The sequence below is a fragment of the Priestia megaterium genome (assembly GCF_046599315.1).
Classification (GTDB): domain Bacteria; phylum Bacillota; class Bacilli; order Bacillales; family Bacillaceae_H; genus Priestia; species Priestia megaterium_F.
In genome coordinates this window covers 225,349-251,448 of the sequence record NZ_JBKIKC010000005.1, presented here as the reverse complement: position 1 = coordinate 251,448, position 26,100 = coordinate 225,349, and the positions used below count along the sequence as shown (strand labels likewise).

At 37.2% G+C, this 26,100-nt stretch carries 21 protein-coding genes and 2 pseudogenes; 19 read left to right on the top strand and 4 right to left on the bottom strand.

The window, feature by feature from the left end; translation table 11 throughout:
• Window positions 1-72: 72 nt before the first annotated feature.
• On the bottom strand, window positions 73-1,326 hold the full coding sequence (locus ACLHDF_RS17840; RefSeq protein WP_413920029.1) for a cytochrome P450 family protein: 1,254 nt from the start codon (window positions 1,324-1,326) through the stop codon (window positions 73-75).
• A 222-nt stretch (window positions 1,327-1,548) separates the two neighbouring features.
• Here ACLHDF_RS17840 and ACLHDF_RS17835 point away from each other — a divergent pair, with 222 nt between their 5' ends.
• Entirely contained in the window at window positions 1,549-2,445 is an 897-nt protein-coding gene (locus tag ACLHDF_RS17835) for a TetR/AcrR family transcriptional regulator (RefSeq protein ID WP_413920028.1), read from the top strand.
• Window positions 2,446-2,712: 267 nt separating this feature from the next.
• Here the strand turns inward: ACLHDF_RS17835 and ACLHDF_RS17830 are convergent, their stop codons facing one another.
• Entirely contained in the window at window positions 2,713-3,870 is a 1,158-nt protein-coding gene (locus ACLHDF_RS17830; RefSeq protein WP_413920049.1) for an ROK family protein, read from the bottom strand.
• Between the two features lie 234 nt (window positions 3,871-4,104).
• On the opposite strand from ACLHDF_RS17830, the gene xylA reads away from it, so the two are divergent.
• The 12 genes and pseudogenes from xylA to ACLHDF_RS17770 all read left to right on the top strand — a co-directional run bounded on the left by xylA (window position 4,105) and on the right by ACLHDF_RS17770 (window position 16,120).
• Window positions 4,105-5,442, top strand: a complete 1,338-nt coding sequence (gene xylA / locus ACLHDF_RS17825; protein ID WP_413920027.1) for a xylose isomerase — start codon at window positions 4,105-4,107, stop codon at window positions 5,440-5,442.
• Between the two features lie 58 nt (window positions 5,443-5,500).
• The gene (gene xylB / locus ACLHDF_RS17820; RefSeq protein WP_413920026.1) at window positions 5,501-7,003 is read left to right on the top strand and encodes a xylulokinase; all 1,503 of its coding nucleotides are present in this window, start codon (window positions 5,501-5,503) and stop codon (window positions 7,001-7,003) included.
• A 297-nt stretch (window positions 7,004-7,300) separates the two neighbouring features.
• Window positions 7,301-8,722 (top strand): D-xylose transporter XylE, encoded by a 1,422-nt coding sequence (gene xylE / locus ACLHDF_RS17815; RefSeq protein ID WP_413920025.1) that lies wholly within the window; start codon window positions 7,301-7,303, stop codon window positions 8,720-8,722.
• Between the two features lie 371 nt (window positions 8,723-9,093).
• Window positions 9,094-10,503 carry a sigma-54 interaction domain-containing protein gene (locus tag ACLHDF_RS17810; protein ID WP_413920024.1) on the top strand — a complete coding sequence of 470 codons (1,410 nt, stop codon included), beginning with the start codon at window positions 9,094-9,096 and terminating at the stop codon, window positions 10,501-10,503.
• A 316-nt stretch (window positions 10,504-10,819) separates the two neighbouring features.
• A pseudogene (locus ACLHDF_RS17805) lies at window positions 10,820-12,114 on the top strand (CitMHS family transporter).
• 10 nt (window positions 12,115-12,124) lie between these two features.
• Window positions 12,125-13,459 carry an acyclic terpene utilization AtuA family protein gene (locus ACLHDF_RS17800; RefSeq protein ID WP_413920023.1) on the top strand — a complete coding sequence of 445 codons (1,335 nt, stop codon included), beginning with the start codon at window positions 12,125-12,127 and terminating at the stop codon, window positions 13,457-13,459.
• Entirely contained in the window at window positions 13,440-13,751 is a 312-nt protein-coding gene (locus tag ACLHDF_RS17795) for a hypothetical protein (RefSeq protein WP_413920022.1), read from the top strand. The genes ACLHDF_RS17800 and ACLHDF_RS17795 overlap by 20 nt, the downstream gene beginning before the upstream one ends.
• Window positions 13,752-13,779: 28 nt before the next feature.
• Window positions 13,780-13,977, top strand: a complete 198-nt coding sequence (locus tag ACLHDF_RS17790) for a hypothetical protein (protein ID WP_413920021.1) — start codon at window positions 13,780-13,782, stop codon at window positions 13,975-13,977.
• Window positions 13,961-14,068: pseudogene (locus ACLHDF_RS17785) on the top strand (cytochrome o ubiquinol oxidase subunit IV); the annotation flags it as partial. The gene ACLHDF_RS17790 and the pseudogene ACLHDF_RS17785, both read left to right, overlap by 17 nt.
• Before the next feature lie 145 nt (window positions 14,069-14,213).
• Window positions 14,214-14,708 carry a universal stress protein gene (locus tag ACLHDF_RS17780; protein ID WP_413920020.1) on the top strand — a complete coding sequence of 165 codons (495 nt, stop codon included), beginning with the start codon at window positions 14,214-14,216 and terminating at the stop codon, window positions 14,706-14,708.
• 181 nt (window positions 14,709-14,889) lie between these two features.
• A complete protein-coding gene (locus tag ACLHDF_RS17775; protein ID WP_413920019.1) occupies window positions 14,890-15,012 on the top strand; it encodes a hypothetical protein in 123 nt (40 codons plus the stop codon).
• A gap of 223 nt (window positions 15,013-15,235) precedes the next feature.
• Complete coding sequence (locus tag ACLHDF_RS17770; RefSeq protein ID WP_413920018.1) at window positions 15,236-16,120, top strand: SDR family oxidoreductase; 885 nt, start codon at window positions 15,236-15,238, stop codon at window positions 16,118-16,120.
• Window positions 16,121-16,170: 50 nt separating this feature from the next.
• Here ACLHDF_RS17770 and ACLHDF_RS17765 read toward each other — a convergent pair whose 3' ends face one another.
• Entirely contained in the window at window positions 16,171-17,091 is a 921-nt protein-coding gene (locus ACLHDF_RS17765; RefSeq protein ID WP_413920017.1) for a COX15/CtaA family protein, read from the bottom strand.
• 390 nt (window positions 17,092-17,481) lie between these two features.
• Between ACLHDF_RS17765 and ACLHDF_RS17760 the strand changes: the two genes are divergently transcribed.
• The 3 genes from ACLHDF_RS17760 to ACLHDF_RS17750 all read left to right on the top strand — a co-directional run bounded on the left by ACLHDF_RS17760 (window position 17,482) and on the right by ACLHDF_RS17750 (window position 20,920).
• The gene (locus ACLHDF_RS17760) at window positions 17,482-18,918 is read left to right on the top strand and encodes an NAD(P)-binding domain-containing protein (RefSeq protein ID WP_413920016.1); all 1,437 of its coding nucleotides are present in this window, start codon (window positions 17,482-17,484) and stop codon (window positions 18,916-18,918) included.
• 37 nt (window positions 18,919-18,955) lie between these two features.
• Window positions 18,956-19,282, top strand: coding sequence for a Na-translocating system protein MpsC family protein (locus ACLHDF_RS17755; protein ID WP_413920015.1), 327 nt, complete (start codon window positions 18,956-18,958; stop codon window positions 19,280-19,282).
• Between the two features lie 261 nt (window positions 19,283-19,543).
• Entirely contained in the window at window positions 19,544-20,920 is a 1,377-nt protein-coding gene (locus ACLHDF_RS17750; RefSeq protein WP_413920014.1) for an NCS2 family permease, read from the top strand.
• 78 nt (window positions 20,921-20,998) lie between these two features.
• On the opposite strand, the gene ACLHDF_RS17745 is transcribed toward ACLHDF_RS17750, so the two are convergent.
• Window positions 20,999-22,333: an ArsB/NhaD family transporter gene (locus ACLHDF_RS17745; protein WP_413920013.1), complete on the bottom strand. Its 1,335-nt coding sequence runs from the start codon at window positions 22,331-22,333 to the stop codon at window positions 20,999-21,001.
• Window positions 22,334-22,785: 452 nt separating this feature from the next.
• On the opposite strand from ACLHDF_RS17745, the gene ACLHDF_RS17740 reads away from it, so the two are divergent.
• From ACLHDF_RS17740 to ACLHDF_RS17730, 3 genes are read left to right on the top strand one after another with little or no spacing between them, the layout of a single operon-like run.
• Window positions 22,786-23,778 carry a thiamine pyrophosphate-dependent dehydrogenase E1 component subunit alpha gene (locus ACLHDF_RS17740; protein WP_413920012.1) on the top strand — a complete coding sequence of 331 codons (993 nt, stop codon included), beginning with the start codon at window positions 22,786-22,788 and terminating at the stop codon, window positions 23,776-23,778.
• A gap of 18 nt (window positions 23,779-23,796) precedes the next feature.
• A complete protein-coding gene (locus tag ACLHDF_RS17735; protein ID WP_013082775.1) occupies window positions 23,797-24,831 on the top strand; it encodes an alpha-ketoacid dehydrogenase subunit beta in 1,035 nt (344 codons plus the stop codon).
• Window positions 24,832-24,856: 25 nt separating this feature from the next.
• Entirely contained in the window at window positions 24,857-26,086 is a 1,230-nt protein-coding gene (locus ACLHDF_RS17730; protein ID WP_413920011.1) for a dihydrolipoamide acetyltransferase family protein, read from the top strand.
• Window positions 26,087-26,100 lie beyond the last annotated feature (14 nt).

Sequence of the window (26,100 nt, the reverse complement as noted above, 5' to 3'; positions counted from 1 at the left end):
TAGCTACATAGTTAAGCAGTTATCGCTTGCCAAGTAGATCATTTCTTTGTTGAATTGTACATTTAAGATGTTTTAAAAATTAACGGGTAATGAAGCTACTCCTTGTGAGCTCAGTGTAAAATGTAAATTCACTTCTTCCCGAGGAACCGAAAGGCGTAGATTAGGCAGACGTCTTAATAGGGTAGAAAAGGCAACATCTCCTTCTATACGAGCTAGCGGAGCTCCTAAGCACATATGAATACCATGACCAAAGGCCAAGTGACGCTTGATAGTACGCGTAATATCAAGTTCCTCTGAATCTATAAACTGCTGCTCATCACGATTTGCTGACTTTAAGACAGGAATCACCATGTCGCCTTTTTTAATCTGCTGACCACCCAGTTCAAGATTTTTTGTAGCATAACGAGGTCCTGAAATAGTGGCTGGCCCATTAAAACGAAGCAATTCTTCAACAGCTGAGGATACTAAGGAAGGGTCTGATTTAAGTTTTTCCAGCTGTTCAGGATGATCAAATAACATTAAAGATCCGGTCGCAATTAAATTTGAGGTAGTCTCATGACCTGCAAAAATTAATAATGTAATCATTGAAAGCAATTCTGCTTCACTCAAGCGATCTCCTTCTTCTTCAATCGCGACTAACTGACTTATTAAGTCGTCCGTAGGGTGCTTACGCTTAGCATCTACCAACTGCATAGTGTACGTTCCAAAAGCTTTTATTTGTTCTTCGACGCCGGGATCTCTTCGCCCTAAGCTCAGCCCTTTTGCAATGGCAGCCGACCAACCGTGAATTTTTTCTTTATCTTCTTTTGAAACACCGAGCATGTCAGAAATAACGTTGATAGGTAATGGGAAGGCGTAGTCTTTAACAAGATCCATTTTTCCTTTGTCCTGTACTTCATCAAGTAATTCATCGGCTATTTTCTGTACACGTGGACGTAAGCTTTCCATATATCTTGGCGTAAATGCTTTTGATACAAGCTTGCGCAGGCGCCGGTGATCTGGATCATCAACAGAAAGCATCGATTGTCCGCCAAAAAATGTAGGAGGATCGGACTCATCAGCTTTATGTTTTCGCATATCATGATTTTTACTAATAGAACTTTGGTCTACAGTAAAATGATGATGATCTTTTAGAACTTGCATAGCCTCTTCCATATGAGTCACTACCCAAGTCTGAGTTTTTATTTCTTCCATCGGAGAAGGAATAGGAATAACAGCCCCCATCTCCCGCATTTTCGAAAATAACACAAATGGGTTTTCACGGCTCTTACCACTAAATACGTCTAGGATTTCCTTATCTTCTACGGTTTTATCTAGGTTTTTCACAAAAACATTCCTTTCTACATATAGTTGTAGCCGGATATAGCTTTTTTCACAGGTGATTAACCTATACTATTAGTACATTTTTATACCATATGTATAAAAATGTACTAATAGTATATAATTATTTTTACTTGTTTATCAAGGAAAAAGGATAAAATTTACGTAGGAAAAGGCAGATAAGTTATACTAAATAAAGAGTAATTTGTAAACAGAGGAGTAGCAGCAATGAACCAAAAACAGCTCGATATTTTAGGGCATACACACCAGCTTTTTATGGAAAAAGGATACGTGGACACTTCGGTACAAGATATATTAAAGAGAAGCGGTATTTCAAAAGGAACATTTTATAAATATTTCTCATCTAAAAGTCAACTGCTTATCTCATTACTTTCTTCTCTGCAAGAATCACTTATTCTACAGAGAGAAAAAGTAGCCATTGAACATAAAGGGGATAATCAGAAGGTATTTGAAGAACAGATGATCTTTATGCTGAACTTTGCAGAGCAAAATAAAATTCCTGAAATAATTGAAAGCACACTGGTTTTAAATGAAGTTAAAACATTTCATTATATAGAGGAATTAAAAGCTGCAACATTCAACTGGATATATGAACGCTTTCAGCAGATTTTTCCGGCTGAGACTTCTCCTTATTTATTTGATGGAGCTGTGCTGCTAGAAGGAATGCTTAATAATATGTTTAAAATGAATAAAGCATTAAACTATCCATTACCTATTGAACAAATTGTCCGTTATTGTATGAAACGTACAGAGGAAATCGTAATCCGAGTAGCAGAACAGAAAGAACAATTATTTAACCATTCCGCTTACTCTGCGTTATTTAATGACAAATTGGAAAGTCATTTTTCGACTGAGCTTACACGCGTAACTGCAAAGTTAAAACGAGTGATTGAAAATAGATTAACAAATGAAGAGGAACGAAAGAAGAGTCTAGAATTTGTGACGTTTATATCTGATGAATTATTGCAAAATGATACAGAGCCTCGCATATTTATTATTCAAATCTCTCTTTTATCGCTAGAGAAAATCAAATCTCTTGCACAAAGCAAAGAGCTGGAGGAATATAAAGAAGTCATAACTTCTCTGACAAGAAATGCTTCATAATTTAAAAAGCAGGTAAGCTAAACTAAAAGGCAAGGCTTTCCGTAGTTCAGAAAAGAGCAGGTTGCCAATAACATATAAACAGCCAGTTGCCGTTATGATAGGTGACTGGCTGCTTGAGATGAAAGAGGTGAGAGTGGGGACAGAAATAATACTCTTATTAAAATAGGGTAATTCTTTCCCTTTGATAGAAAATCTAGTAATCAAAAATAGCTGCTTCATTCTTAAAGTCAAACGCGATATAGTTTACTAACCTTTACGTTGACTCAATTAACTTATAGGACTAACACTTAAGAAAGAATCAATAACAATGGAAACAGCTCCTAAAGCAGGTGCATTTTTTCCTAACGAAGAAGGCAATAGTTCACATTTATTGTCTAAATAAGAATGGACTCTGGAAGAAACTTCGTTTTTAATCGTATTTAAAACAATGGGATGAGATTCAATTATATGATTTCTCAAGATAACGGCCTCTGCATCAAATGTATTGAGAATATTGGTTAATCCAATGCTGATATAAAAGCCAAAGTTTTGAAGTGCATTTAACATTTCTACATCATTTTTATTTGCGCGTTCAATAATTTCTTTTCGAGAAATATTCTTTTCTTCTTTAGAGAGCGAAGCCAGTAACACTTTTTCAGAAGCATATAACTCCCAACAGCCTCGGTTTCCACAGCTACATTTGGGCCCATTAAAATCTATCGTCATATGACCCATTTCCCCAGAAAAACCCTGAACACCTTTATATAATTCGTTATTAATAACAAGTCCGGTTCCAATTCCGACATTAATACTGATGTAAACGATGTTTTCATAGTTTTTTGTCATACCAAATACTTTTTCACCGTATGCTCCTGCATTAGCTTCATTTTCAACAAAAACAGGGACATTAAACTCACTCTCAATTAAAAACTGCAAATCTTTAATATTCCAATTTAAGTTAGGCATAAAAATAATTTGCTGATGACGATCTACCAGACCTGGCACACAAATTCCTATTCCCACTAGACCATAAGGGGACTCAGGCATACGGGTTACAAAATCATGAATAAGTGCAAATAAAATCTCTTTCACTTCACTAGCAGAAGAACTAGACAAGTCAGAAGTTTGCTCGAGAATAATATTTCCTTCTAAGTCGGTTAGAATTCCGTTAAGATAGTCAACTCCTATATCGATACCGATCGAGTAGCCTGCATTCTTGTTAAAAACAAGCATTACAGGTCTTCTGCCGCCTCTAGATTGCCCTGCTCCAATTTCAAAAATAAAATCTTTTTCAAGCAGTGTATTTACTTGAGAGGAGACAGTAGACTTATTTAACCCTGTAATCTCAGAGAGAGTTGCCCTGGAGATAGGGGAGTTCTTTAAAATTTCATCTAATATTAATTTTTGATTCATTTTTTTTACTAAAGCTTGATCTGCAATTTGAATAATAACCCCTCCTTTGTTTATCTATACAACTAAGTTGATGTTTTGTGAAGCTTGAATTAGATATTCATAATCCTCATACCTAATATTATAACTAAATTTTCTAAAAAAAACATTGAAATATACATTTATTTTGTATATGATGAAATAAAGTTAGTTTATTGGATAAACAAACTAACTAAATTAAGATAATTAATGGATGAACTTGTTCACTTAAATCAAAGGGGGAAATGACAAATGGTCCAAACTAGTACTAATAAAATTAATTATTTTGAAAGCGTAAACAAAGTTTTATACGAAGGTAAAGATTCTAAAAACCCTTTAGCTTTTAAATATTATAACCCTGAAGAAATAGTAGGCGATAAAACGATGAAAGATCAGCTGCGTTTTTCCGTTGCTTATTGGCACACGTTTACAGCAGATGGTACTGATCCTTTTGGTGCAGCTACTATGCAAAGATCCTGGGACAGATATGATGGAATGGATTTAGCAAAAGCGAGAGTTGAGGCAGCTTTTCAACTTTTTGAAACACTAGATGTACCGTTCTTCGCATTTCATGACCGAGATATTGCTCCTGAGGGAAGCACGTTGCAAGAAACAAATAAAAATCTCGATGTTATCGTCACGATGATCAAAGAATACATGCAAACAAGTAACGTAAAGTTATTATGGAACACAGCGAATATGTTTACAAATCCCCGGTTCGTTCATGGTGCAGCTACTTCTTGTAATGCAGATGTATTTGCTTATGCAGCGGCTCAAGTAAAAAAGGGGCTTGAAACAGCAAAAGAACTAGGCGCAGAAAATTATGTGTTCTGGGGTGGCCGTGAGGGATATGAAACGCTGCTTAACACAAATTTACAGTTGGAGTTAGATAACTTAGCTAGATTTATGCATATGGCTGTAGATTACGCAAATGAAATTGGATATACGGGGCAGTTTTTAATTGAACCTAAACCTAAAGAGCCTACGACACATCAGTATGATACTGATGCTGCAACAACTATTTCATTTTTAAGACAATACGGATTAGATAAATACTTCAAACTTAATCTAGAAGCTAACCACGCAACATTAGCTGGTCATACATTTGAACACGAATTACGTGTGGCTAGAGTACAAGGCTTTTTAGGATCAGTGGATGCAAACCAAGGTGACCCTCTTTTAGGGTGGGATACAGATGAATTCCCAACGGATTTATATTCTACAACGTTGGCAATGTATGAAATTCTGCAAAATGGAGGATTGGGCAGCGGAGGATTAAACTTTGATGCCAAAGTGCGCAGAGGTTCTTTTGAACAAGACGATTTACTCTATGCTCATGTAGCAGGAATGGATACGTTTGCTCGAGGGTTAAAAGTAGCACATAAATTAGTGGAAGATCGTGTTTTCGAAAATGTTATTGGTGAACGCTACAGCAGCTTTAAAGAGGGCATTGGCCTTGAGATTGTGGAAGGAAAAGCTAACTTCCATACACTGGAGCAGTATGCGTTTAAGAATCCGAATATTGTGAATAAATCAGGAAGACAAGAACGATTAAAGGCCATTCTAAATCAATATATTTTAGAAGTTTAATGGACAAACGAGAGTAGAAACAATTTCTACTCTCGTTTATAAACGCGGAGGTATCAAGATGAAATATGTCATTGGAATTGATCTAGGAACAAGCGCCGTAAAAACGGTTTTAGTTGATACTAAAGGCGAGATTTGCTCAGTGGTTTCTAAGAATTATCCTCTTCTTCATGAAAAAACAGGGTATAGCGAACAGAATCCAGAAGAATGGGTTCAGCAGACGGCTAGTGCTTTAAATGAATTAATTGCTAACGCTAATATAAAATCAGAAGATATAGAAGGAATTAGTTATTCTGGACAGATGCATGGCCTTGTGCTACTGGATGAAAACTATAACCTATTACGTAACGCCATTTTGTGGAATGACACAAGAACAACAGAACAGTGTCATCATCTCTATAAAATGATTGGAGAAAAACGTCTTTTAGAAATAACGAAAAACCAGGCTTTAGAAGGATTTACTCTTCCTAAGTTATTATGGGTTAAAGAGTATGAACCAGAGATATTTGAAAAAACAGCTGTATTTATGCTGCCTAAAGACTATTTACGCTTTAAAATGACTGGCTTTATTCATAGTGAATATTCAGATGCTGCCGGTACATTATTATTAAACATCAGCAAGAAAAAATGGGATGAAGAGCTTTGTCAATCAGTAGGAGTCAATATTAACCTTTGTCCGCCACTAGTTGAATCTAGTGAATGCATAGGCAATATTAATGAGGAGTTCTCTCAAAAAACTGGATTAGCAACTTCAACGAAAGTATTTGCAGGTGGAGCTGATAATGCTTGCGGAGCAATTGGCGCCGGCATTTTATCATCAGGGGAAACACTATGTAGCATTGGGACATCTGGTGTTGTTCTTTCTTATGAGGAACGAAGCGATAGAGACTTTGGTGGAAAAGTACACTATTTTAATCATGGAAAAGAAAATGCATTTTATACAATGGGCGTTACATTATCTGCTGGTCACAGTTTAAGCTGGTTTAAGGAAAATTTCGCAGAAAACGATACGTTTGGAGAATTGTTGGCCGACCTAAAACATGTACCAATCGGCTCAAACGGCCTTTTATTTACCCCTTACTTAGTCGGGGAACGTACACCGCATGCAGATGCTACGATTCGCGGAAGTTTTATAGGGATGGATGCCTCTCATAAAAAGAGAGACTTTACGCGGGCAGTTATTGAAGGAATTACGTTTTCATTAAATGAATCAATTGAAATTTTTCGAGAAAACGGAAAGGAAATTACGTCTATTGTATCAATTGGCGGGGGAGCAAAAAACGATCACTGGCTTCAAATTCAAGCAGACGTTTTTAATGCAAAAATCGTAAAGTTATCTACTGAACAAGGCCCAGCGTTAGGAGCGGCCATGCTAGCAGCTTATGGCTGTGGCTGGTACAACTCATTGGAAGAGTGTGCAAACGTATTTATTACGTCTTCAAAAACATATTATCCTAACGTAGAACATGTGCAAGTCTATAAACAGCTTTATGAATTATATAAAGAAGTATATCTTCAAACACACGACTTAAGTAAAAAGCTAGGTGAATTTAAAGGGAAGTAATAGATTACAAAATATACAACCTTACTTTAAAAAGGAGTCTCATATGAAAGTAACTTGTATTATTTGATTATGTTTGTATATCGATATACCTGACACAAAAGGAAGTATAGAAAATGCTGTAGTAAGATTTGATTCGATAGAAAAATACGTACGTTAGAGGGGAGGATAAGAGCAGTTAGTAAAATGGACGAAGGAAATTTCTTTTGAGTTCTAAAGATTTGAAAACGCATTCAAACAAGTGCGAACCCATTTAGAAATAAAACTTCTGCTGTTACTCTGAACTGCTTTTAACAACGCATGAAACAAAATCGAAACTCATTATATATTTTTTCTATTACCTTAGTTGCCGCTATCGGAGGGTTATTGTTTGGATATGATACAGCTGTAATATCTGGAGCTGAAGAATCATTAAAGGTATATCTTATTGACAGCTTAGGCTTAGGATCTTTAGCACACGGTGTTACTGTATCAAGTGCTTTAATAGGATGTATTATTGGAGGGTTGATATCTGGTTATTTTGCGACAAAACTAGGGCGAAAGAAATCACTTATACTAGCAGCTATTCTTTTTATAGTCTCAGCGTTAGGTGCTTCTTATCCTGAGTTTTTATTTTTCACAAAAGGGGAACCGACACTCTCTTTATTACTTGCTTTTAACTTTTACCGCATTATAGGTGGAATTGGCGTTGGCTTAGCATCAGCTATTTGTCCAATTTATATAGGGGAGATTGCGCCGGCAGATATTCGCGGCAGATTGGTATCGTTCAATCAATTTATGATTATTTTTGGAATGTTAGTCGTTTACTTTGTGAACTGGGGTATTGCAAATGGGGAAACCTTAGAATGGATTAATGATGTAGGATGGAGATACATGTTTGCTTCAGGAGCTATTCCAGCTTTACTCTTTGTGGTACTCTTGTTTTTAGTTCCTGAAACGCCTCGCTACTTAGCTATACAGAATCAAGATCAAAAAGCTTTAGCTATACTAACTAAAATTAATGGATCTTCAGAAGCGAAATCGATTTTAGACGATATTAAACAGACAATCGCTACCAATGTTTCGTCTGAAAAATTATTGGCATATGGAAAATTAGTTATTGTTGTAGGTATACTGCTTTCTGTATTTCAACAGTTTGTAGGAATAAATGTAGCTCTATATTATGCTCCACGTATTTTTGAAAGCATGGGAGCAGCTAAAGGTTCTTCTATGCTGCAAACGATTATTATGGGATTAGTAAACGTTATTTTTACAGTAATTGCAATTTTGACGGTTGATCGTTTGGGAAGAAGACCTTTATTAATAACGGGTTCTATTGGAATGGCTATCGGAATGTTCGGTGTAGCAAGCATGGCGTTTTCAAACATCATTGGGATAGGTACGCTTGTATTTATCATTATTTATACAGCTTCCTTTATGATGTCATGGGGACCAATTTGTTGGGTGCTCATCTCGGAGATTTTCCCTAATAAAATTAGAGGTCGTGCTGTAGCTATTGCCGTAGCTGCTCAGTGGGCGGCTAACTATTTTATTTCCTCTACATATCCTATGATGATGGAATATAGCGGAGGATTAACATATGGTTTTTACGGTTTAATGAGTATACTTTCTGCTTTATTCGTCTGGAATTTCGTTCCTGAAACAAAAGGTAGAACTCTTGAACAAATGGAAAATATGTGGAGAAAAAAACACGAGACTTCAAAGAGTAAGACGGCCATATAAACATTGAGCTTTTGTTTAGAGTAAAAATAAATATAAAACTTTCAAAAACACCTAAACTAACTTTAGGTGTTTTTAATATGTAATCTTCATGAACAAAGCGGATAGCTTTTTTGAAGAAGATAGCTATAATGATAATTTTCTTTGAAACTACAAATGTAGTTCTCTTTATGAGGAGTGTTTCACCGTAAATATAAATAACGGTGCAATGAGGCTACACATTAATAATAGAGCAAGGTTACATCTGCTTATATAAATCAGATTATTCAAATTAATTGACTAGACTCTGTTTCAAAAAAGGGAAAATTAGTTGATAATTATAAATAAAGCAAGAATCTACTCTCAAGTTATTATAGAAAGGAGCTTATAACACTATGAAGAATACATTCCAAGAGCACATAGAAGTCGACTGTCCTTCTAAAGAGTTTAATTGGTGGCATGCCGTTATAAATTCGATAAATGATGGTATTCTAGTTATTGACCAAGAGGGGATTGTTAGGTTTATTAACCCAGAGTATACGAAGATTACGGGAGTAAAAAGTGATATTATCGGAAAACCACTGATAGAATATCGCCCAGGCGCTCAGTTAACAAATACCCTAAAAGATCAACAATGCAGAGTAGGAGTATATCGAAAAGAAAAAAATCGGGAATATATGGTGGACATGGCTCCAATTATAATAGAAGGTAAACTTGTAGGAGCCGTATCGGTTTGTAAAAGCCTCAATGAAGTTGACAAATTATCAAAAGAGTTAAGAAGACAAACGGAAAAGCTAAAGAATTTAGAAAACCGAATGGATTCTATTTATGAAGCAAAGTATACATTTGAACAAATAATCGGTAGGGACGGAGGGTTAAGGCACGCTGTTTATATAGCTGAAAAAGTAGCAGAATCTCAATTTCCTATTCTTGTGACAGGGGAAAGCGGCACGGGAAAAGAATTATTTTCACAGGCTATACATAATAAAAGTGAACGCAAGCATGGTCCTTTTATACCTGTAAATTGTGCTGCTATTCCCTCATCTCTGTTGGAAAGCGAGCTGTTTGGATATGGAGATGGAGCTTTTACGAACGCTAAAAAAGGCGGGAAAGCTGGACTATTCGAAATAGCAAACAACGGAACTATATTTTTAGATGAAATTGGAGATATGTCATATGATCTTCAGGCTAAGTTATTAAGAGTTTTACAAGAGAAAAAGATTCGAAGGGTAGGAGAAGCTACTGAACGTGTAGTTGACGTAAGAATTATTGCTGCTACACATCGCAATCTAAAGCAGCTTGTGAATAAAAAACAGTTTCGAGAAGATTTATTTTATAGACTTAACGTTATTCAATTAGAGATACCTCCTTTAAGAAAAAGGAGAGAAGATATACGTGAACTCGTCTATTCTTTTATTGAATACTCGACCACCAACACCTCTTACAAAATTGACGAATATACACTAGGTTTTCTTCAATCTTATCATTGGCCTGGCAACGTAAGGGAATTAAAAAATGTAATTGACTATGCAACATGTATGGCGGAAGACACAGATATTGTATTTCGTCACCTTCCAGAATTTATGATCAAAAACGAAAAAAACTTTTCAGATATTGTAAGTAAAACAGAAAAATCTAGTCAAACACTGCAAGAAGCTATACAGGATAAAGAGTGCGCATTTATTCAGGAAATAGTAAGAAAATATCCAAATAACATTGAGGGAAAAAAGAAAGCAGCAGAAGTTTTAGATATTTCTTTAGCTACTTTATACAATAAAATGAAAAAATATCATATTCATCTCTAAGTCTTTAGATAGATTTCTAGATTCTTAGAAATACTGAAGACTATGTCTTAAGAAGTGTATTTCTTTACCGAACAGCAGTTATTTCTAAAACATTAGAATTTAGATTAACAAAAACAAAGAAAGAAAGCAGCTTTATTGGTAGCGCTTTGATTCTTTGTTTTGTCTTAAATTTCTTTTATCATATTTTGAAAGGATTTAGTAACGGTTTGTTGCTATTTTTACATATCTTTGGCATGAATCCTGCAAGAACAAAAAGTACCGAAGTTTTTTACATCTGAGATTTTTGAATATATAAATTTAAGGCAGGGGGGATTACATGTTAGCATTATTAGGATTTTTAATTATTGGTGTATTTCTATTTTTAATTATGACCAATCGTTTATCTGTATTAATTGCGTTAGTTCTCGTACCAACTGTTTTTGCATTGATAGGCGGATTTGGTATAGAAATGGGAGACATGATGTTAGAAGGGATTATAAAAGTAGCGCCTACAGGCATTATGATTGTTTTTGCAGTTTTGTACTTCGGTTTAATGATTGATACAGGATTATTTAATCCTATGATTTCTAAAATGCTTCGTTTAGTTAAAGGAGATCCGCTAAAAGTAGTCGTAGGGACAGCTATCGTTACAATGCTTGTATCATTAGACGGAGACGGTGCATCTACTTTTATGATTACCATTACAGCGCTGCTACCTCTTTATAAGAGATTAAAGATGAACCCTCTTATTTTATCAGGAGTGGTTGCTTTAGGAGCGGGAGTTATGAACTTAGCTCCTTGGGGGGACCTACTGCTAGAGCCATGACTACATTTAATGCAGATTCTTCTCAATTATTTAACCCTGTTATCCCCGCAATGATTGCTGGAATTGTATGGGTGTTAGCATCTGCTTTTTGGCTTGGGAAAAAGGAGCGGCAGAGACTAGGAGTCATTGAGTTAGAAGAACATGTACAAGGATTTACAGAACATGCAGCTGCTCTAGAAACAAAAAGACCAAGGCTTTTTTTATTTAATCTTACCCTAACAATTTTGCTTCTTGTCGCTTTAATTAAAGTATGGCTACCTCTACCGGTTTTATTTATTGTCGCTTTTGTAATTGCTCTTTTGGTGAATTATCCAAATCCAGAAGAACAGCGAAAACGCTTACTAAGTCATGCAAATAACGTGTTAATTGTTTCTACGATGATTTTCGCCGCAGGCATTTTCACGGGTATCCTAACAGGAACAAAGATGATAGATGGAATGGCTTCTGCAATGGTTAGCATTATCCCTGAATCACTAGCTTCTTACTTACCTGTATTAGTAGCGATTACAAGTATGCCCCTTAGCTTAGTGTTTACGCCGGATGCTTACTATTTTGGAGTATTACCTATTATTAGCCAGACGACTAATAACTTCGGCATCGATCCGATTGAAATTGGCAGAGCAGCTATCTTAGGACAGATGACAACTGGGTTTCCTTTAAGTCCTTTAACCGCCTCGACCTTTATTCTTGTCGGATTAGCAGGTGTAAATTTAGGCGATCATCAGCGTTTTATCTTTAAGTGGGCGTTTGGAACGACCATTGTTATGACAATTGTGGCATTAATAACGGGAGCAATTACTATTTGAGGTGATGGAGATGATAAGAATTGGGTCAGGCGCGGGTTTTTCAGGAGATAGATTAGAACCGGCGGTTATATTGGCTGAAAAAGGAAATTTAGATTATTTAGTATTAGAATGTTTAGCTGAAAGAACAATCGCACTTGCCCAAAAAAGAAAAAGTCAAAATCCTTTAATGGGTTATGATCCCTTATTGGAAAAAAGACTAGAGCTTCTTTTGCCTATTATCAAGAAAAATAAAGTGCGAATTATTACAAATATGGGAGCAGCCAATCCAATAGGTGCTGCTGAAAAAGTTGTTGAAATGGCTAACCGATTAAACATTGAGATAAAAGTGGCAGCCGTATCGGGAGATGACGTACTAAAGTTGATAGATAGAAATGGATTGACTCTAGAAACAAATGAACCGATATCTCATTTTGGAAACGTCATATCTGCAAACGCTTACCTTGGTGTAGAAACAATATTGCCAGCTCTAGAGACAGAGGCTCAAGTTATTATTACTGGTAGAGTAGCAGATCCGTCTTTATTTGTTGCTCCAATGGTACACCACTTTGGATGGTCTTTAGACGACGTAGATAAAATTGCTCAAGGAACAGTAATTGGGCACTTATTGGAATGTGGGGGACAGGTAGCTGGTGGTTATTTTGCTGATCCCGGAAAAAAAGAAGTCCCAAAGCTTGCTGAATTAGGTTTTCCATTTGCTGATGTTAAAGAAGATGGGACAGCCATCATTACTAAAGTAGAAGGGACAGGAGGAGTCATTAACTTAGCTACTGTAAAAGAACAGCTTCTTTACGAAGTAACTAACCCTCATCAATATATAACACCGGATGTTATTGCAGATTTTACTTCCGTTCATTTACAGGAAATTAAATTGAACCAAATTCAAGTGTCTGGTGGAACAGGTATAACAAGGCCTGAAACGTTAAAAGTCAGCGTAGGTTACGAAGCAGGTGTTATTGGAGAAGGGGAAATTTCCTACGCTGGATCCAATGCTCTAGAAAGAGCTAAGCTAGCTAGTGAAATTTTATATAAGCGTTTAAAAGATAAAGTAGTTGACTTAAGAATTGATTATATTGGTATTTCCTCCGTTCATAGAGTCTCTTTTCAAGAATCGGCTCCTTATGAAATCAGGCTGAGAGTAGCAGGGAAATGTCTTACTTCAAAGGAAGCAGCCAAAATTGGAGAAGAGGTAGAAGCTCTTTATACAAATGGACCCGCAGGCGGAGGTGGAGCAAGAAAGTATGTTAATGAAGTAGTAGGAATTGTTTCTACGTTGATTTCACGTAATAAAATAGAAACCCACTTTACATTAAAGGAGAGCTTAACAAATGAAAAAGAAATTATATGAACTTGCTCACAGTCGAGCTGGGGATAAAGGAAACACGCTTATGTTATCACTAATTCCGTATGACGAAAAAGATTATTTCTTATTACATGAAAAAGTGACTGCTTCAGAAGTGAAAAAACACTTAAAAAATATTGTAGAAGGAGACATTGTTCGCTACGAAGTTCCTAATATATCAGCGTTTCAATTTGTATGTCACCGCGCGTTACTGGGTGGAGTGACTACTTCTTTAGGAATGGATACGCACGGGAAAAGCTTAAGCTATGCCCTTTTAGAAATCGAAATAGACATTTAAAAAATGGTATAAAGGAGGTACCCTATCAATGAACAATACGTCACTACAAAAAGTTCTAAGTTTTATTACTGTAGGAGTTCTTATTCTAGCTTTCTTTCCTTTAAATAGTGTTGCGGCAAAAGAAGAAAATAATTATAAAAACGTAAAAAAACCAACATCTTCAGTTTTATCAGGTAACTATTATTTGGAGCAGAAGATTGAATTAAAGACAGAAGCCTCGTTATAATGTGATGGCTTTAATACTTGGAATTGTTTTTGTTATTACGATTGTAGCAGGATCTATTTGGATAATGACTTTTAACTCTCAAGTTCAATGAAAACGGAGCTGTGTGTGGTGCACGGCTCTATTTTTTATTGATTTCTCTATTTTGTGATAAATGTCACATACTTTTGTTTTCGTAAGACGTAGAATAAAAAGTGTAGCAAGGAAGATCTTTATAAACGAAAGACAAAGGAGAGATTATGATGAATAGTTATCGTAATATACTCGTAGCAGTAGACGGCTCTGTAGAAGCAGAGTGGGCATTCAAAAAAGCAGTTAACAGTGCGAAAAGAAATAATTCTCATTTGATACTTTGTCACGTTATAGACATACAGGCGCTAAGTCCATCACCTTATGCATTTTATACGGATACACGCTTTCAAGATGCGGAGAAATTTGCTGAAGAACTTTTAACCAACTATAGTGAGCTGGCCATAAAAGCTGGAGTAACAAAAGTTGAGACATTAATTGAACACGGTTCTCCTAAAACAAAAATATCTAAAAAAATTGCACTCGAAAAGCACGTTGATTTAATTGTTTGCGGTGCAACGGGGGTAAACGCCGTAGAGCGCATCTTAATTGGAAGCGTATCTCAGCATATTTTACGCTATGCCAAATGTGATGTGTTGATTGTTCGCACCCCTAAAGAAGCTGAAGAGGAATTGAAGCCTTTGCAAGTGGAACTAACAGACTAGCAGTCACAGAAGAGAAAGAAATGAAGCTTATTATTTGCAGTAAAAATGTAGCTACCTAGTCATTTATTCAAAGAGGCTGGGACAAAAATAGTTTAGTTAAAAAAATCCGAACGGTGAACCGTTCGGATTTTTTTATTGTGATGGTGAACGTAGGTTTGATCTATTTAGTTGCTTCTAGCCGTTGATTAGAGGGCAAGACGAAGACTCCTGGGGGAAAAGAGGAAGAGGTGAGACCCTACAGGAGCGTAAGCGACGAGGAGGCTCACCAGCCGCCCGCGGTGCACGAAAATTAACAGCGGTGTAACAAGTAACAAGCGATCCCTACTAGCTCACGTATCCCATTTGTTCGTCGTTAGATTGGATTGATGTAGTTATGTCTCAATTTCTTTTTTATACGTAGTAATAAAAGGGCGGTAATGATAGTGGAGCATATTAAATATGTTTACTGAAAAAGAAGACGGGAAGAACAAGTATATAGAAAACTTTTCCTTAGTTGGTTAAGGGTAATTTATAAAGGAGTGACGAATATGTCAAAGTTAAATAATCCATTAACTCAATACTTTTATGAAGACTATCCAAAACAGTATCAAGAACCGCCTGGTGTACAAAAAGAAATGAACGTCATCCCAGACTGCGGGGAGAACAGTTACATAGGTGCAGGTAAATTAAAAGGCAGAAAAGCTCTTGTGACAGGTGGAGATTCAGGTATAGGCCGAGCAGCAGCGATCGCTTACGCAAGAGAAGGCGCAGACATTGCGCTTAATTATTTGCCACAAGAGCAAGCAGATGCAGAAGAAGTGCAAAGGCTCATTGAAGCAGAAGGAAGAAAAGCTGTGCTTATCCCCGGTGATGTAGGCGAAGAGTCCTTTTGCAAAGAGCTAGTAGACAAAGCTTATAAAGAATTAGATGGGTTAGATGTTTTAGCACTTGTAGCAGGTAAACAGCAGGCAGTAGAAGACCTTGCTGATTTAGAAACGGATCAACTACGCAAAACCTTTGAAGTGAATGTTTTCTCTCTATATTGGACGGTAAAAGCAGCACTGCCTTATTTACCAGCAGGAGCTTCTATTATCACAACAAGTTCTGTACAAGGCTATAGCCCAAGTCCTAATTTATTAGATTATGCAGCTACAAAGTTTGCAATTAACGGATTCACTAGAGGACTAGCCAAACAACTAGCTCCAAAAGGTATTCGCGTCAATTCCGTTGCTCCAGGACCTATCTGGACACCGCTGCAAATTTCTGGGGGTCAGCCAAGTGACGCCATTCCATCCTTCGGGCAAGATACACCTTTGCAGCGTGCAGGCCAGCCTGTAGAGTTAGCAAATGTATACGTATTTTTAGCTTCCACGGATGCAAGCTATGTAACAGCGCAAGTTTATGGCATTACAGGCGGAATAGAATTAGCTTAACTCAAAAAAACCACTTGCAGTTCATAACTGCAAGTGGTTTTTTTGTAGAGTTAATTTTGTTTTACTGCCTTTTGCCTTTTGCCTTTTAAAGTTTGTACACAAATGTAGCTAAGCGTAGCAAATAAAGCGGTAATGAATGCCGAGTGAGACAGTGTAGCAAAGACATTTAAACGAGACATTACAACAAATATACCGCTAAATATTTGAGCAATGGTTAAAGCGACCGCAATGATAGACGCGTAGTAAATATCACGGCGAGTTTCTTTATACTGCTTGATGGCGGACACCATAATCCAAATGATAAGAACAAACAGCACAAGAGCAGCAAAGCGGTGGGCAAAATGAATACCTGTTGTTCCTGAAAGCTTTGGAATAAAAGTATTACCATAACAAGCAGGAAAGCTTGTACACGCTAAGCTTGCACCTTTGTGACGCACATATGCACCTAAATAAATGTCGCAATAAGTGAACAGAAGCGTAAACCATGCGAGCCATTTAAATTTGCCTGTGACCGCTCCTTTAATAAAATGGTCCGAACGGTCCTTTTGAATAACAAACATGGAAAGTAAAAATACCCCGGTAAACGCAATAAGCGAAAGACCGAAATGCAGTGCTAGCGCTTCAGCTGACTGAGGCCAGATAACTGCAGAAGCTCCGAGTAATGACTCAATAACGATAAACGCAATACTCATAATCGCTAAAATTTTCACTTCGCGGTTTCTGCGATAACGAATCCAAGCCCAAATAGAAAATGCTAAAACAAGAAGACCTGCAAATGCGGTAATCAAACGATGCGTATATTCAATCATTGTTGCTACTGCGTATTCTGGTATTAACTGCCCGTTACACAATGGCCACTCGTTTCCGCATCCTAATCCAGATCCTGTGGTTGTTACAAGGCTGCCGGCAATCATCAAAATAAACATGACAATCGTTGTAAATATAGCTGTTATTTTAAATAAATTTCTCATACGTTGACTCCCTTTGCTGAGTTACTAATTATGACTATAGATTTGATGAATACGATAGTCAAGTAGTAGAGCGCAATTAACAAATAACTGTCACAAACTTACACATGCTCTTCTTAAGATTGATGTCAGAAAAGCTTTCTTTATTAAACTTGGGAACAGCTTTTTCATGTTAAACGATGTAAATATGGTTCCATACGTAAGATATAAAAAAATATATTAGTGATTTTATACAATTCACAAAAAAAACTTTAGAGAGAATGGAGATACAATCATATTCCAAAAGTGATAATATTAATATAAATCATACGATGTTACAAAACCTATCATTTTATGTTAGGTATAAAATAAACTTTTTATCACAGAGAAACTTTATTGAAAGGAGAGATAACGATGAGCTTAGAAGCTTTAAATAAAAGAGTAGAAACCGATCTGTCTTACCTTTCCTTTAGGAAACCAACAGAAGTACAGCCAATCACCCCTAAGAGCGGACACATATACGATGTAATCATTATTGGAGGAGGTCAAAGCGGTTTAGGAACGGCCTTTGGTTTACTGCGAGAACGCGTGTCAAATATTCTTGTTATTGATGAAAATCATTCGGGTTTAGAAGGTCCTTGGGAAACCTATGCGAGAATGATCACCCTGCGAACGCCCAAAAACTTAACATCTATCGATTTAGGTATTCCTTCGCTTACGTTTCAGGCGTGGTGGGAAGCACAATTTGGCTCAGAAGGCTGGGAAGCTCTTGACAAGATTCCAAGAGGAGACTGGATGAATTATTTACGCTGGTATCGGAATATTCTTAACCTTCCTGTGGCAAATGAAATAAAATTAACATTAATTGAGCCTATAGAAACAGGTATTCATCGCTTGCATATTGAAGGGAATGGAGCTGCGTGTCCTATATTGATGGCACGTAAAGTTATACTAGCTACGGGAATTCAAGGAGGAGGAGAGTGGCATGTTCCGCCTATGATTTCTGAAAAGTTGCCGCTTCATCTTTATTCTCACACTTCACAAGCTATTGATTTTACTAAGTTGAAGAACAAAAAAGTGGCTGTTTTAGGAGGAGGAGCTTCCGCATTTGATAATGCCAACTACGCGCTCTCCAAAGGGGTTGCTGAAGCTCATGTATTTGTACGGCGAAAAGAACTCCCGCGTATTAATCCAATCAGACAAATGGAAGCTTCAGGAATGATTGAACGTTTCAATGCACTATCGGATGCTGAAAAATATGCAGTAATGGCTCATTTTTTCGAATACAATCAACCGCCTACTAATGATACATTCGGACGCGCTTCCTCATGGCCAGGTTTTTATTTACACGTACATGCACCATGGCTCGATGTGGAGGGAAATCATGACAAAGCGGTTGTAACAACTCCTCAGGGAACGTTTACGTTTGATTATTTAATTATTAGCACCGGGCTTCTAACAGACCCAGCTCTGCGCCCAGAGTTACAGCTTGTCGAAAAACACATCGCCCGCTGGAGCGATCATTACAAAGCGCCACATGAAATCGCCAACCCAGTATTAGATGCCCATCCTTACCTTAGTAACGGCTTTGCTTTTTCAAGTCGCGATAAGGGAGGTCAAAAAATGGTATATGGCCTTTTTGCTTTTAATTATTCAGCTTTAATTAGCTGTGGAATTTCTGCTTCGGCTCTTTCAGGCCTCAAATATGCAATACCGAAGCTCGTATCAGAAGTCGCCAATCAGCTCTTTATTGATAACCGCCATGAGAATTTAACTAATTTCTTTGACTATGACGAGCCCGAATTTGTTGGCAACTGGTCGAAAGACAATAATCAAGTGAAAACAATATAATAAGAACACACTTTTAACAATGAAAAAGGTGAAGCATATGGAGCCCATCTCTAAAAAGAAGATAGCTACTTTATATACTCAAATCAGCCAAGAGATTTTTAATGTAGGCGTGAATACTCAAAAAATAGATATTATTGATAATAAAATTCTTATTCTAGCTCAATCAAAAAGAATGCCAGCACTAGAAGCCCTCAGTGAAGAATACAGAGAATTAGTAATGTCTCTTGATGCGGCTTTGTCGAATAAATATAAAAAAATGCTAAAGCAAAAAATGGAACTTTTATTTGATATCCAGGTCACTTCTTTATTTAGAGATTATGATCCTGTTACAGAGAATTCTTGTACGGTTATTTGCTTTAGGTAAGTTCTTCTCTAGATAAATTGCAAAACGTTCGATGAAATCGTTTGTTTCGCAAAACACGTAAAAGACGGATGCTTATCTTCTGTTTACAGAAGTAAAGAGCCGTGAAAATAGAAGGATTCCCTTCTATTTTCACGGCTCTTTTTATAGATATTTTCATAAAAAAAGGAGAGGGAAAATGGTTGAATATATACTTGCTGATAAAGTGGCTGTAAAAACTAGTTAAAAGAAAATCCAATCGATAATTAAAGGAGTGAAAAGCAAGTGGCGATGAATGAAAAAATGGAAGCTCAGCATATGGAACTAACAAAAAAATCATCCTCTAATCCTTCATGGTTAGATAAGCTGTTTCATCTAACCGAACGTAAAACAGATGTGAAAACAGAAATTCTTGCTGGAATTACTACTTTTGTGACAATGAGCTATATTATCTTTGTTAACCCGACCATTTTATCGGATGCAGGCATTCCAAAAGAAGCAGCAATTGCCGCTACGATTTTTGCCACTGTCTTTGCAACTCTTTTGTTTGCGTTGTGGGCGAACATGCCTATTGCAGTAGCACCCGGAATGGGACTAAACGCTTTTTTTACGTATACAGTGGTATTAGGGGAAGGGTTAACGTGGCAAACAGGTTTAGGAGCCGTATTCATTTCAGGCGTTGTGTTTTTTATTTTAACGATAACAGGCTTACGCAAGAAGATTATTGAAGGGATACCCACTATTTTAAAAAGTGCTATTTCCGTTGGAGTCGGCCTATTTATTGCTTTTATCGGTTTTAAGCAAGCTGGGATTATTGTAAGCAACAAAGAAAATTTAGTAGCGCTTGGTCAACTTACAAAACCAGGCCCATTCCTTGCTTTATTAGGTTTTATCGCGGTGACTGCATTAACTGCTCGAAAAATCAAAGGTGCTGCTCTAATTAGTATTTTACTAGTATCAATTGCCGGGATGGTGTTAGGCATAGTAGAAGCACCTAAAAGCATCAGCAGCGTTGTGTCGTTTTCAATGCCAAGCATGTCAGAAACTTTTTTACAAATGGATATTAAATCAGCTCTTCATTACGGCCTTTTCCCTATTATTTTTTCATTTACACTTGTGGAGCTATTCGATAATTTAGGATCGATGATTGGGCTATCTAAAAAAGCTGGATTAATGGATAAAAAAGGGGAAATTAAAGGGTTAGATAAAGCGCTTATGGCAGATTCTCTTGCGACTGTAGCCAGTGCTGCTATGGGATCTACTGCGATGAATGCGTATGTAGAAAACGCTGTGGGAATTGCAGAAGGAGGCAAAACGGGCCTTAAGGCACTGGTTGTTGCCATTTTATTTTTAGTGAGTATTTTATTTACTCCATTAATTAGTATTATTCCTTCTTTTGCTACGGCCCCTATTTTAATTATGGTTGGAGCTCTCATGTTAACAGAAATAAAAAACATTTCTTTAGACGAGATAACAGATGCTGTTCCTGCGTTTTGTACTATTATTTTGATGCCGTTAACGTTTAGTATCGGCGAAGGCTTAGCGTTAGGGTTTTTATCTTATACATTCGTTAAATTGTTAGCAGGCAGAGCGAAGGAAATTCACTGGATTATGTATATCATTAGCGTCGCTTTTATTATCAACTTTGTTTGGGCTACTTGAGCACATATATTTACAGTAAAAAGACTTCTCAATCGAGAAGTCTTTTTACTGTTCATGTAGATTTCAATTTCTCTTTCCTTACAAAAATAAAAGGTAGCGAAGGAAGATATATAATGTTGAAATCAGAAGAGATACGAGAGTGATTGGAGCTCCAATTTTTAAAAAGTCCATAAACGAAAATTTATGTCCTTTTTTCACAGCCATGCCAGCTACAATCACATTGGCAGACGCTCCAATTAACGTACCGTTTCCACCCAAACATGCTCCTAGAGCCAGTGACCACCATAATACATTAATTTGAGCAGAATCAGGGCTCATTCCCATTCCGTGAGCCATGTCTTGAATAAGTGGAATCATTGTAGCAACAAAAGGAATGTTGTCAATAACAGCTGAGGCAATTCCACTAATCCACAAAATGAGATAGGCTGACAGTGCGATGTTGCCATCTGTAACGTTTAACGCGCCAGCAGCCAGCTTTTTAATGATGCCTACATCAATTAATCCTCCGACAAGAATAAACAAACCTGCAAAGAAAATAATGGTTGTCCATTCAACAGAATCAAACGCACTTTCTACTTCATCATGACTTCTTAATCCGATTACCAATAATACAGCAGCACCTGTAATGGCTACCATAGCGGCATCAATATGTAAAACAGAATGCAGGGTAAAGCCTAAAATAGTTAATACTAATACAGTTAACGATTTTTTCATTAAAACGGAATCTTGAATATAATCTTTTTCATTTAAACTCATTAACTCTTGCTTTTTACTATCTTCTACTTTTAACTTCTTACGATAGATAAGAACGAGAATTCCTAGCGTAACAACACCGATAATAAGTATCACAGGAGTTAAATTTAATAAAAAAGCATTAAAATCAAGATGAGGGTTTGCTGCCCCAATCATGATATTAGGCGGGTCTCCTATTAAAGTTGCCGTTCCTCCAATATTTGAAAACAGCACTTCTGATATAAGAAACGGAAAAGGATTAATATTTAAAATAGTAGTAATGGAAAATGTAACGGGAACAATTAATAAAACGGTTGTTACATTATCTAAAAAAGCTGATCCGACGCCTGTTAAAATCGATAAAATAATTAGAATCCGAACTGGATCACCTTTAGCGATTTTAGCAGACTTGATGGCTGCGTATTGAAATACACCGGTCTTATTTGTAATACCGACTAAAATCATCATACCCATAAGAAGGACAATCGTTTCCCACTGAATGTGCTCCATAATGGCCTTATTAAAATCAACAATTCCTAACAGAACCATCAATATAGCACCTAAAAGTGCTGCTGAAGCACGGTTGATCTTTTCGGTCATAATCAGGAAATATGTAATAATAAATATAATAATGGCTGCGTATACATGAAAACTTGTAATGTGTTGAATTGCATTGTGCATAACAGTAACCTGGCAATGTGTCATCTAGTGACGAGAACTTTGGATGTTTTCCAGGTTTTCACCTCATCTTTCATCTTTTAATTTACATCCAACTTTATGGTGAAATTTTTATAAAATCCGCTTTGCTTTAACAGACCTCCTTTAAGAACTTTATTATTCCTCAAAAATAAGATAATTCCTTCAGCATTATATCATATGTACGTAAAAGGTTTCTTGTTGATTATTTAATGTTGTTTTCATCACGTAATCTTATTATGTACCTTAAATTTAGTTTATTGGTCTGTCTAAGTTTGGACAAAGTTAGACAAAGTTGGAATAGCGTCCAATTTTGTCTAATTTTATAAGATCAGATAAAACAATAGATTGCTAGTTTAAGGCGTTTTTAATGTTGGCACGATACTTGCAATAGTAGTTAAGTGAAGTCTAGAAATCAAATGAGGAGGCTCACCATAATGAAAACTGCTCAAAATAAAACAGAAAAGCTCACGAAAGATAAAGCCAGATGGATGTATCAGAAAATGGTAGAAATTCGAAAGTTTGAAGATGAAGTACATCAAATTTTCGCAAAAGGAGTACTGCCTGGTTTTGTTCATTTGTATGCAGGTGAAGAAGCAGTAGCGGTTGGAATGTGCGCTCATCTTAACGACAGCGACAGTATTACGAGCACTCATCGCGGACACGGCCATTGTATCGCTAAAGGTGGCGACTTAGATGGAATGATGGCTGAACTTTTCGGAAAGGTAACCGGGTTAGGCAAGGGAAAAGGGGGATCCATGCATATCGCGGATTTAGATAAAGGAATTTTAGGAGCAAATGGAATTGTAGGAGGAGGATTTCCGCTTGCATGCGGTTCGGCTTTAACAGCTAAGTATAAAAAAACAGAAGATGTAAGCGTTTGTTTTTTTGGAGACGGAGCTGGGAATGAAGGAACGTTTCATGAAGGAATTAACTTAGCAGCCATTTGGAAACTGCCGGTTGTTTTTGTTGCTGAGAATAATGGCTACGGAGAGGCAACTCCGTTTTCTTATGCTTCAAGCTGCAACGCTATTGCAGACCGTGCCGCATCTTATAACATTCCAGGCATACGAGTGGATGGAAAAGACGTGATGGCTGTTTATAAAGCAGCTGCAGAAGCTATTCAACGAGCTCGCAGAGGGGAAGGCCCAACGTTAATTGAATGTGTAACATACCGAAATTACGGGCATTTCGAAGGCGACGCACAAACGTACAAATTAGGAAATGAAAAGAAAGAACATCTTCAGGAAAAAGATGCTATTGCTCTGTTTGAAAACTATTTGCTTTCAGAACAAATAGTAACGGAAAAAGAGCTCAGAGATATTGATGGTAATGTAGAAAAAGCAGTAAAACGCGCAGTTGAGCTAGCAGAAACAAGCGATTATCCTGATGCTTCGGAACTATTAACAGATGTTTATGTATCTTACTAATTAAAGGGGGAAAAGAAGATGACTAGAAAATTAAGCATGTCTGAAGCCATTAATGAAGCTATGAAACTGGCGATGCGAAAAGATGAAAATGTGATTCTTTTGGGAGAGGATGTAGCTGGCGGAGCGGAAATTGACCACTTGCAAGATGATGAGGCGTGGGGCGGGGTCCTTGGAGTTACGAAGGGGCTTGTGCAAGAATTTGGACGGGAAAGAATTCTTGATACGCCTATTTCAGAAGCAGCTTATATAGGAGCTGCAATGGGAGCTGCAGCCACGGGGTTAAGACCGGTTGCAGAATTAATGTTTAACGACTTTATTGGCTGCTGCTTGGACCAAGTGCTGAATCAAGGCGCAAAATTCAGATACATGTTCGGAGGAAAAGCAGAAGTGCCAGTCACGATTCGAACGACTCATGGAGCTGGATTTAGAGCTGCAGCTCAGCATTCTCAGAGTTTGTACGCTTTGTTCACTAGTATTCCTGGCATTAAAGTAGTGGTGCCTTCTAATCCTTACGATGCAAAAGGGTTATTGTTAGCAGCAATTGAAGACAATGATCCTGTTATCTTTTTTGAAGATAAAACATTGTATAACATGAAAGGAGAGGTTCCGGAAGGCTACTATACAATTCCGTTAGGGAAAGCGGATGTGAAACGCGAAGGAACGGATTTAACGATTGTAGCAATTGGAAAACAAGTAAATACTGCGCTTACGGCAGCAGATCAACTATCTCACAAAGGAATTGACGTAGAAGTAGTCGATCCGCGAAGTTTATCACCTTTTGATGAAGAGACGATTCTTTCTTCTGTAGAAAAAACGAATCGATTAATTGTCATTGATGAAGCCAACCCAAGATGCAGCATAGCAACGGATATTGCTGCGCTAGTTGCAGATAAAGGATTTGATATGCTTGATGCACCTATTAAACGAATTACAGCACCACATACGCCTGTACCGTTTTCACCTCCATTAGAAGATATTTATCTGCCAACACCACAAAAAGTAATTGAAGTTGTATCGGAATTGCTAGGAGATAAATCGCTTCTAAGCGTGTAACTAAAGATAAAGGAGGAGGAAGCAAATGGCTGCAGAGGTTGTAATGCCAAAATTAGGAATGGCAATGAAAGAAGGAACCGTTTCGACTTGGAACAAAAAAGTTGGAGACTCCGTTTCAAAAGGAGATATGATTGCAAGCATTAATTCTGAAAAAATAGAAATGGAAATTGAAGCTCCGCAGGACGGTGTAATTCTTGATATTCTTGTGCGAGAAGATGTAGGAGTGCCTCCTGGAACTATTATCTGTTATGTTGGAAATCCAAACGAGCAGCTCACTGAGCAGAGCCGTTCAGCAAATGAGCTTCAAGCTCCTAAAAACGAGGTAGCAGCCACTATCTCTTTAGAAGAGCCGCCTGTAAATGCGGCTCCATCCAAAAAAAGCAAAGAAACCGTACGCATTTCACCAATTGCGAAGAAAATAGCAGAATCTGAAAACATTAATATTGAAACGATTAAAGGCACAGGACCAAAAGGAAGAATCACAAAAGCAGATGTAGAGAAAGTGCTGACGGAAAGAGCTTCGGAAGCGAGTCATTCACCCTCAGAAATAGATACTCCCGCTATAAAAAAAGAAACGCTTCCAGTAGCGGGCATGAGGAAAGTCATTGCAGGTCGAATGCATAATAGTTTATTAAACAGTGCCCAATTAACGATCAATATGAAAGCTGACGTGACGGATTTACTTTCTCTTCAGCGAGAGATCAAAGAGGTGATCCAACAACGCCATGAGGTGAAAATCTCTCTAACGGATTTTATTGCTCGGGCTGTTGTTCTTTCACTTCAAGAACACAAACAAATGAACAGTGCCTATATCGATAACGAAATTCACCTCTATCACCATATTCACCTTGGAATGGCCGTAGCTTTAGAAAATGGATTAGTTGTTCCTGTCATGCAACATGCTGAAAAGATGTCGTTAGTTGAATTAGCCGCAGAGATTAAAACACGAGCAGCCGATGCTCGGCAAGGTCAACTAGGCACTGATAGAATGCAAGGTTCAACATTTACTATTACTAATCTAGGTGCTTACGGAGTAGAGTATTTTACACCTGTATTAAATCCCCCTGAAACAGGAATTCTTGGTGTTGGAGCTACTGAAGATGTACCGATATATAAAGGAGATGAATTACAAAGAAGGAGTGTGCTGCCTTTAAGCCTAACGTTTGATCATCGCGTACTGGACGGAGCACCTGCAGCCAATTTCCTTGGAACCATCAAACAATACTTAGAACAACCTATTTTACTACTCTTATAGAAAGATGGTGCATT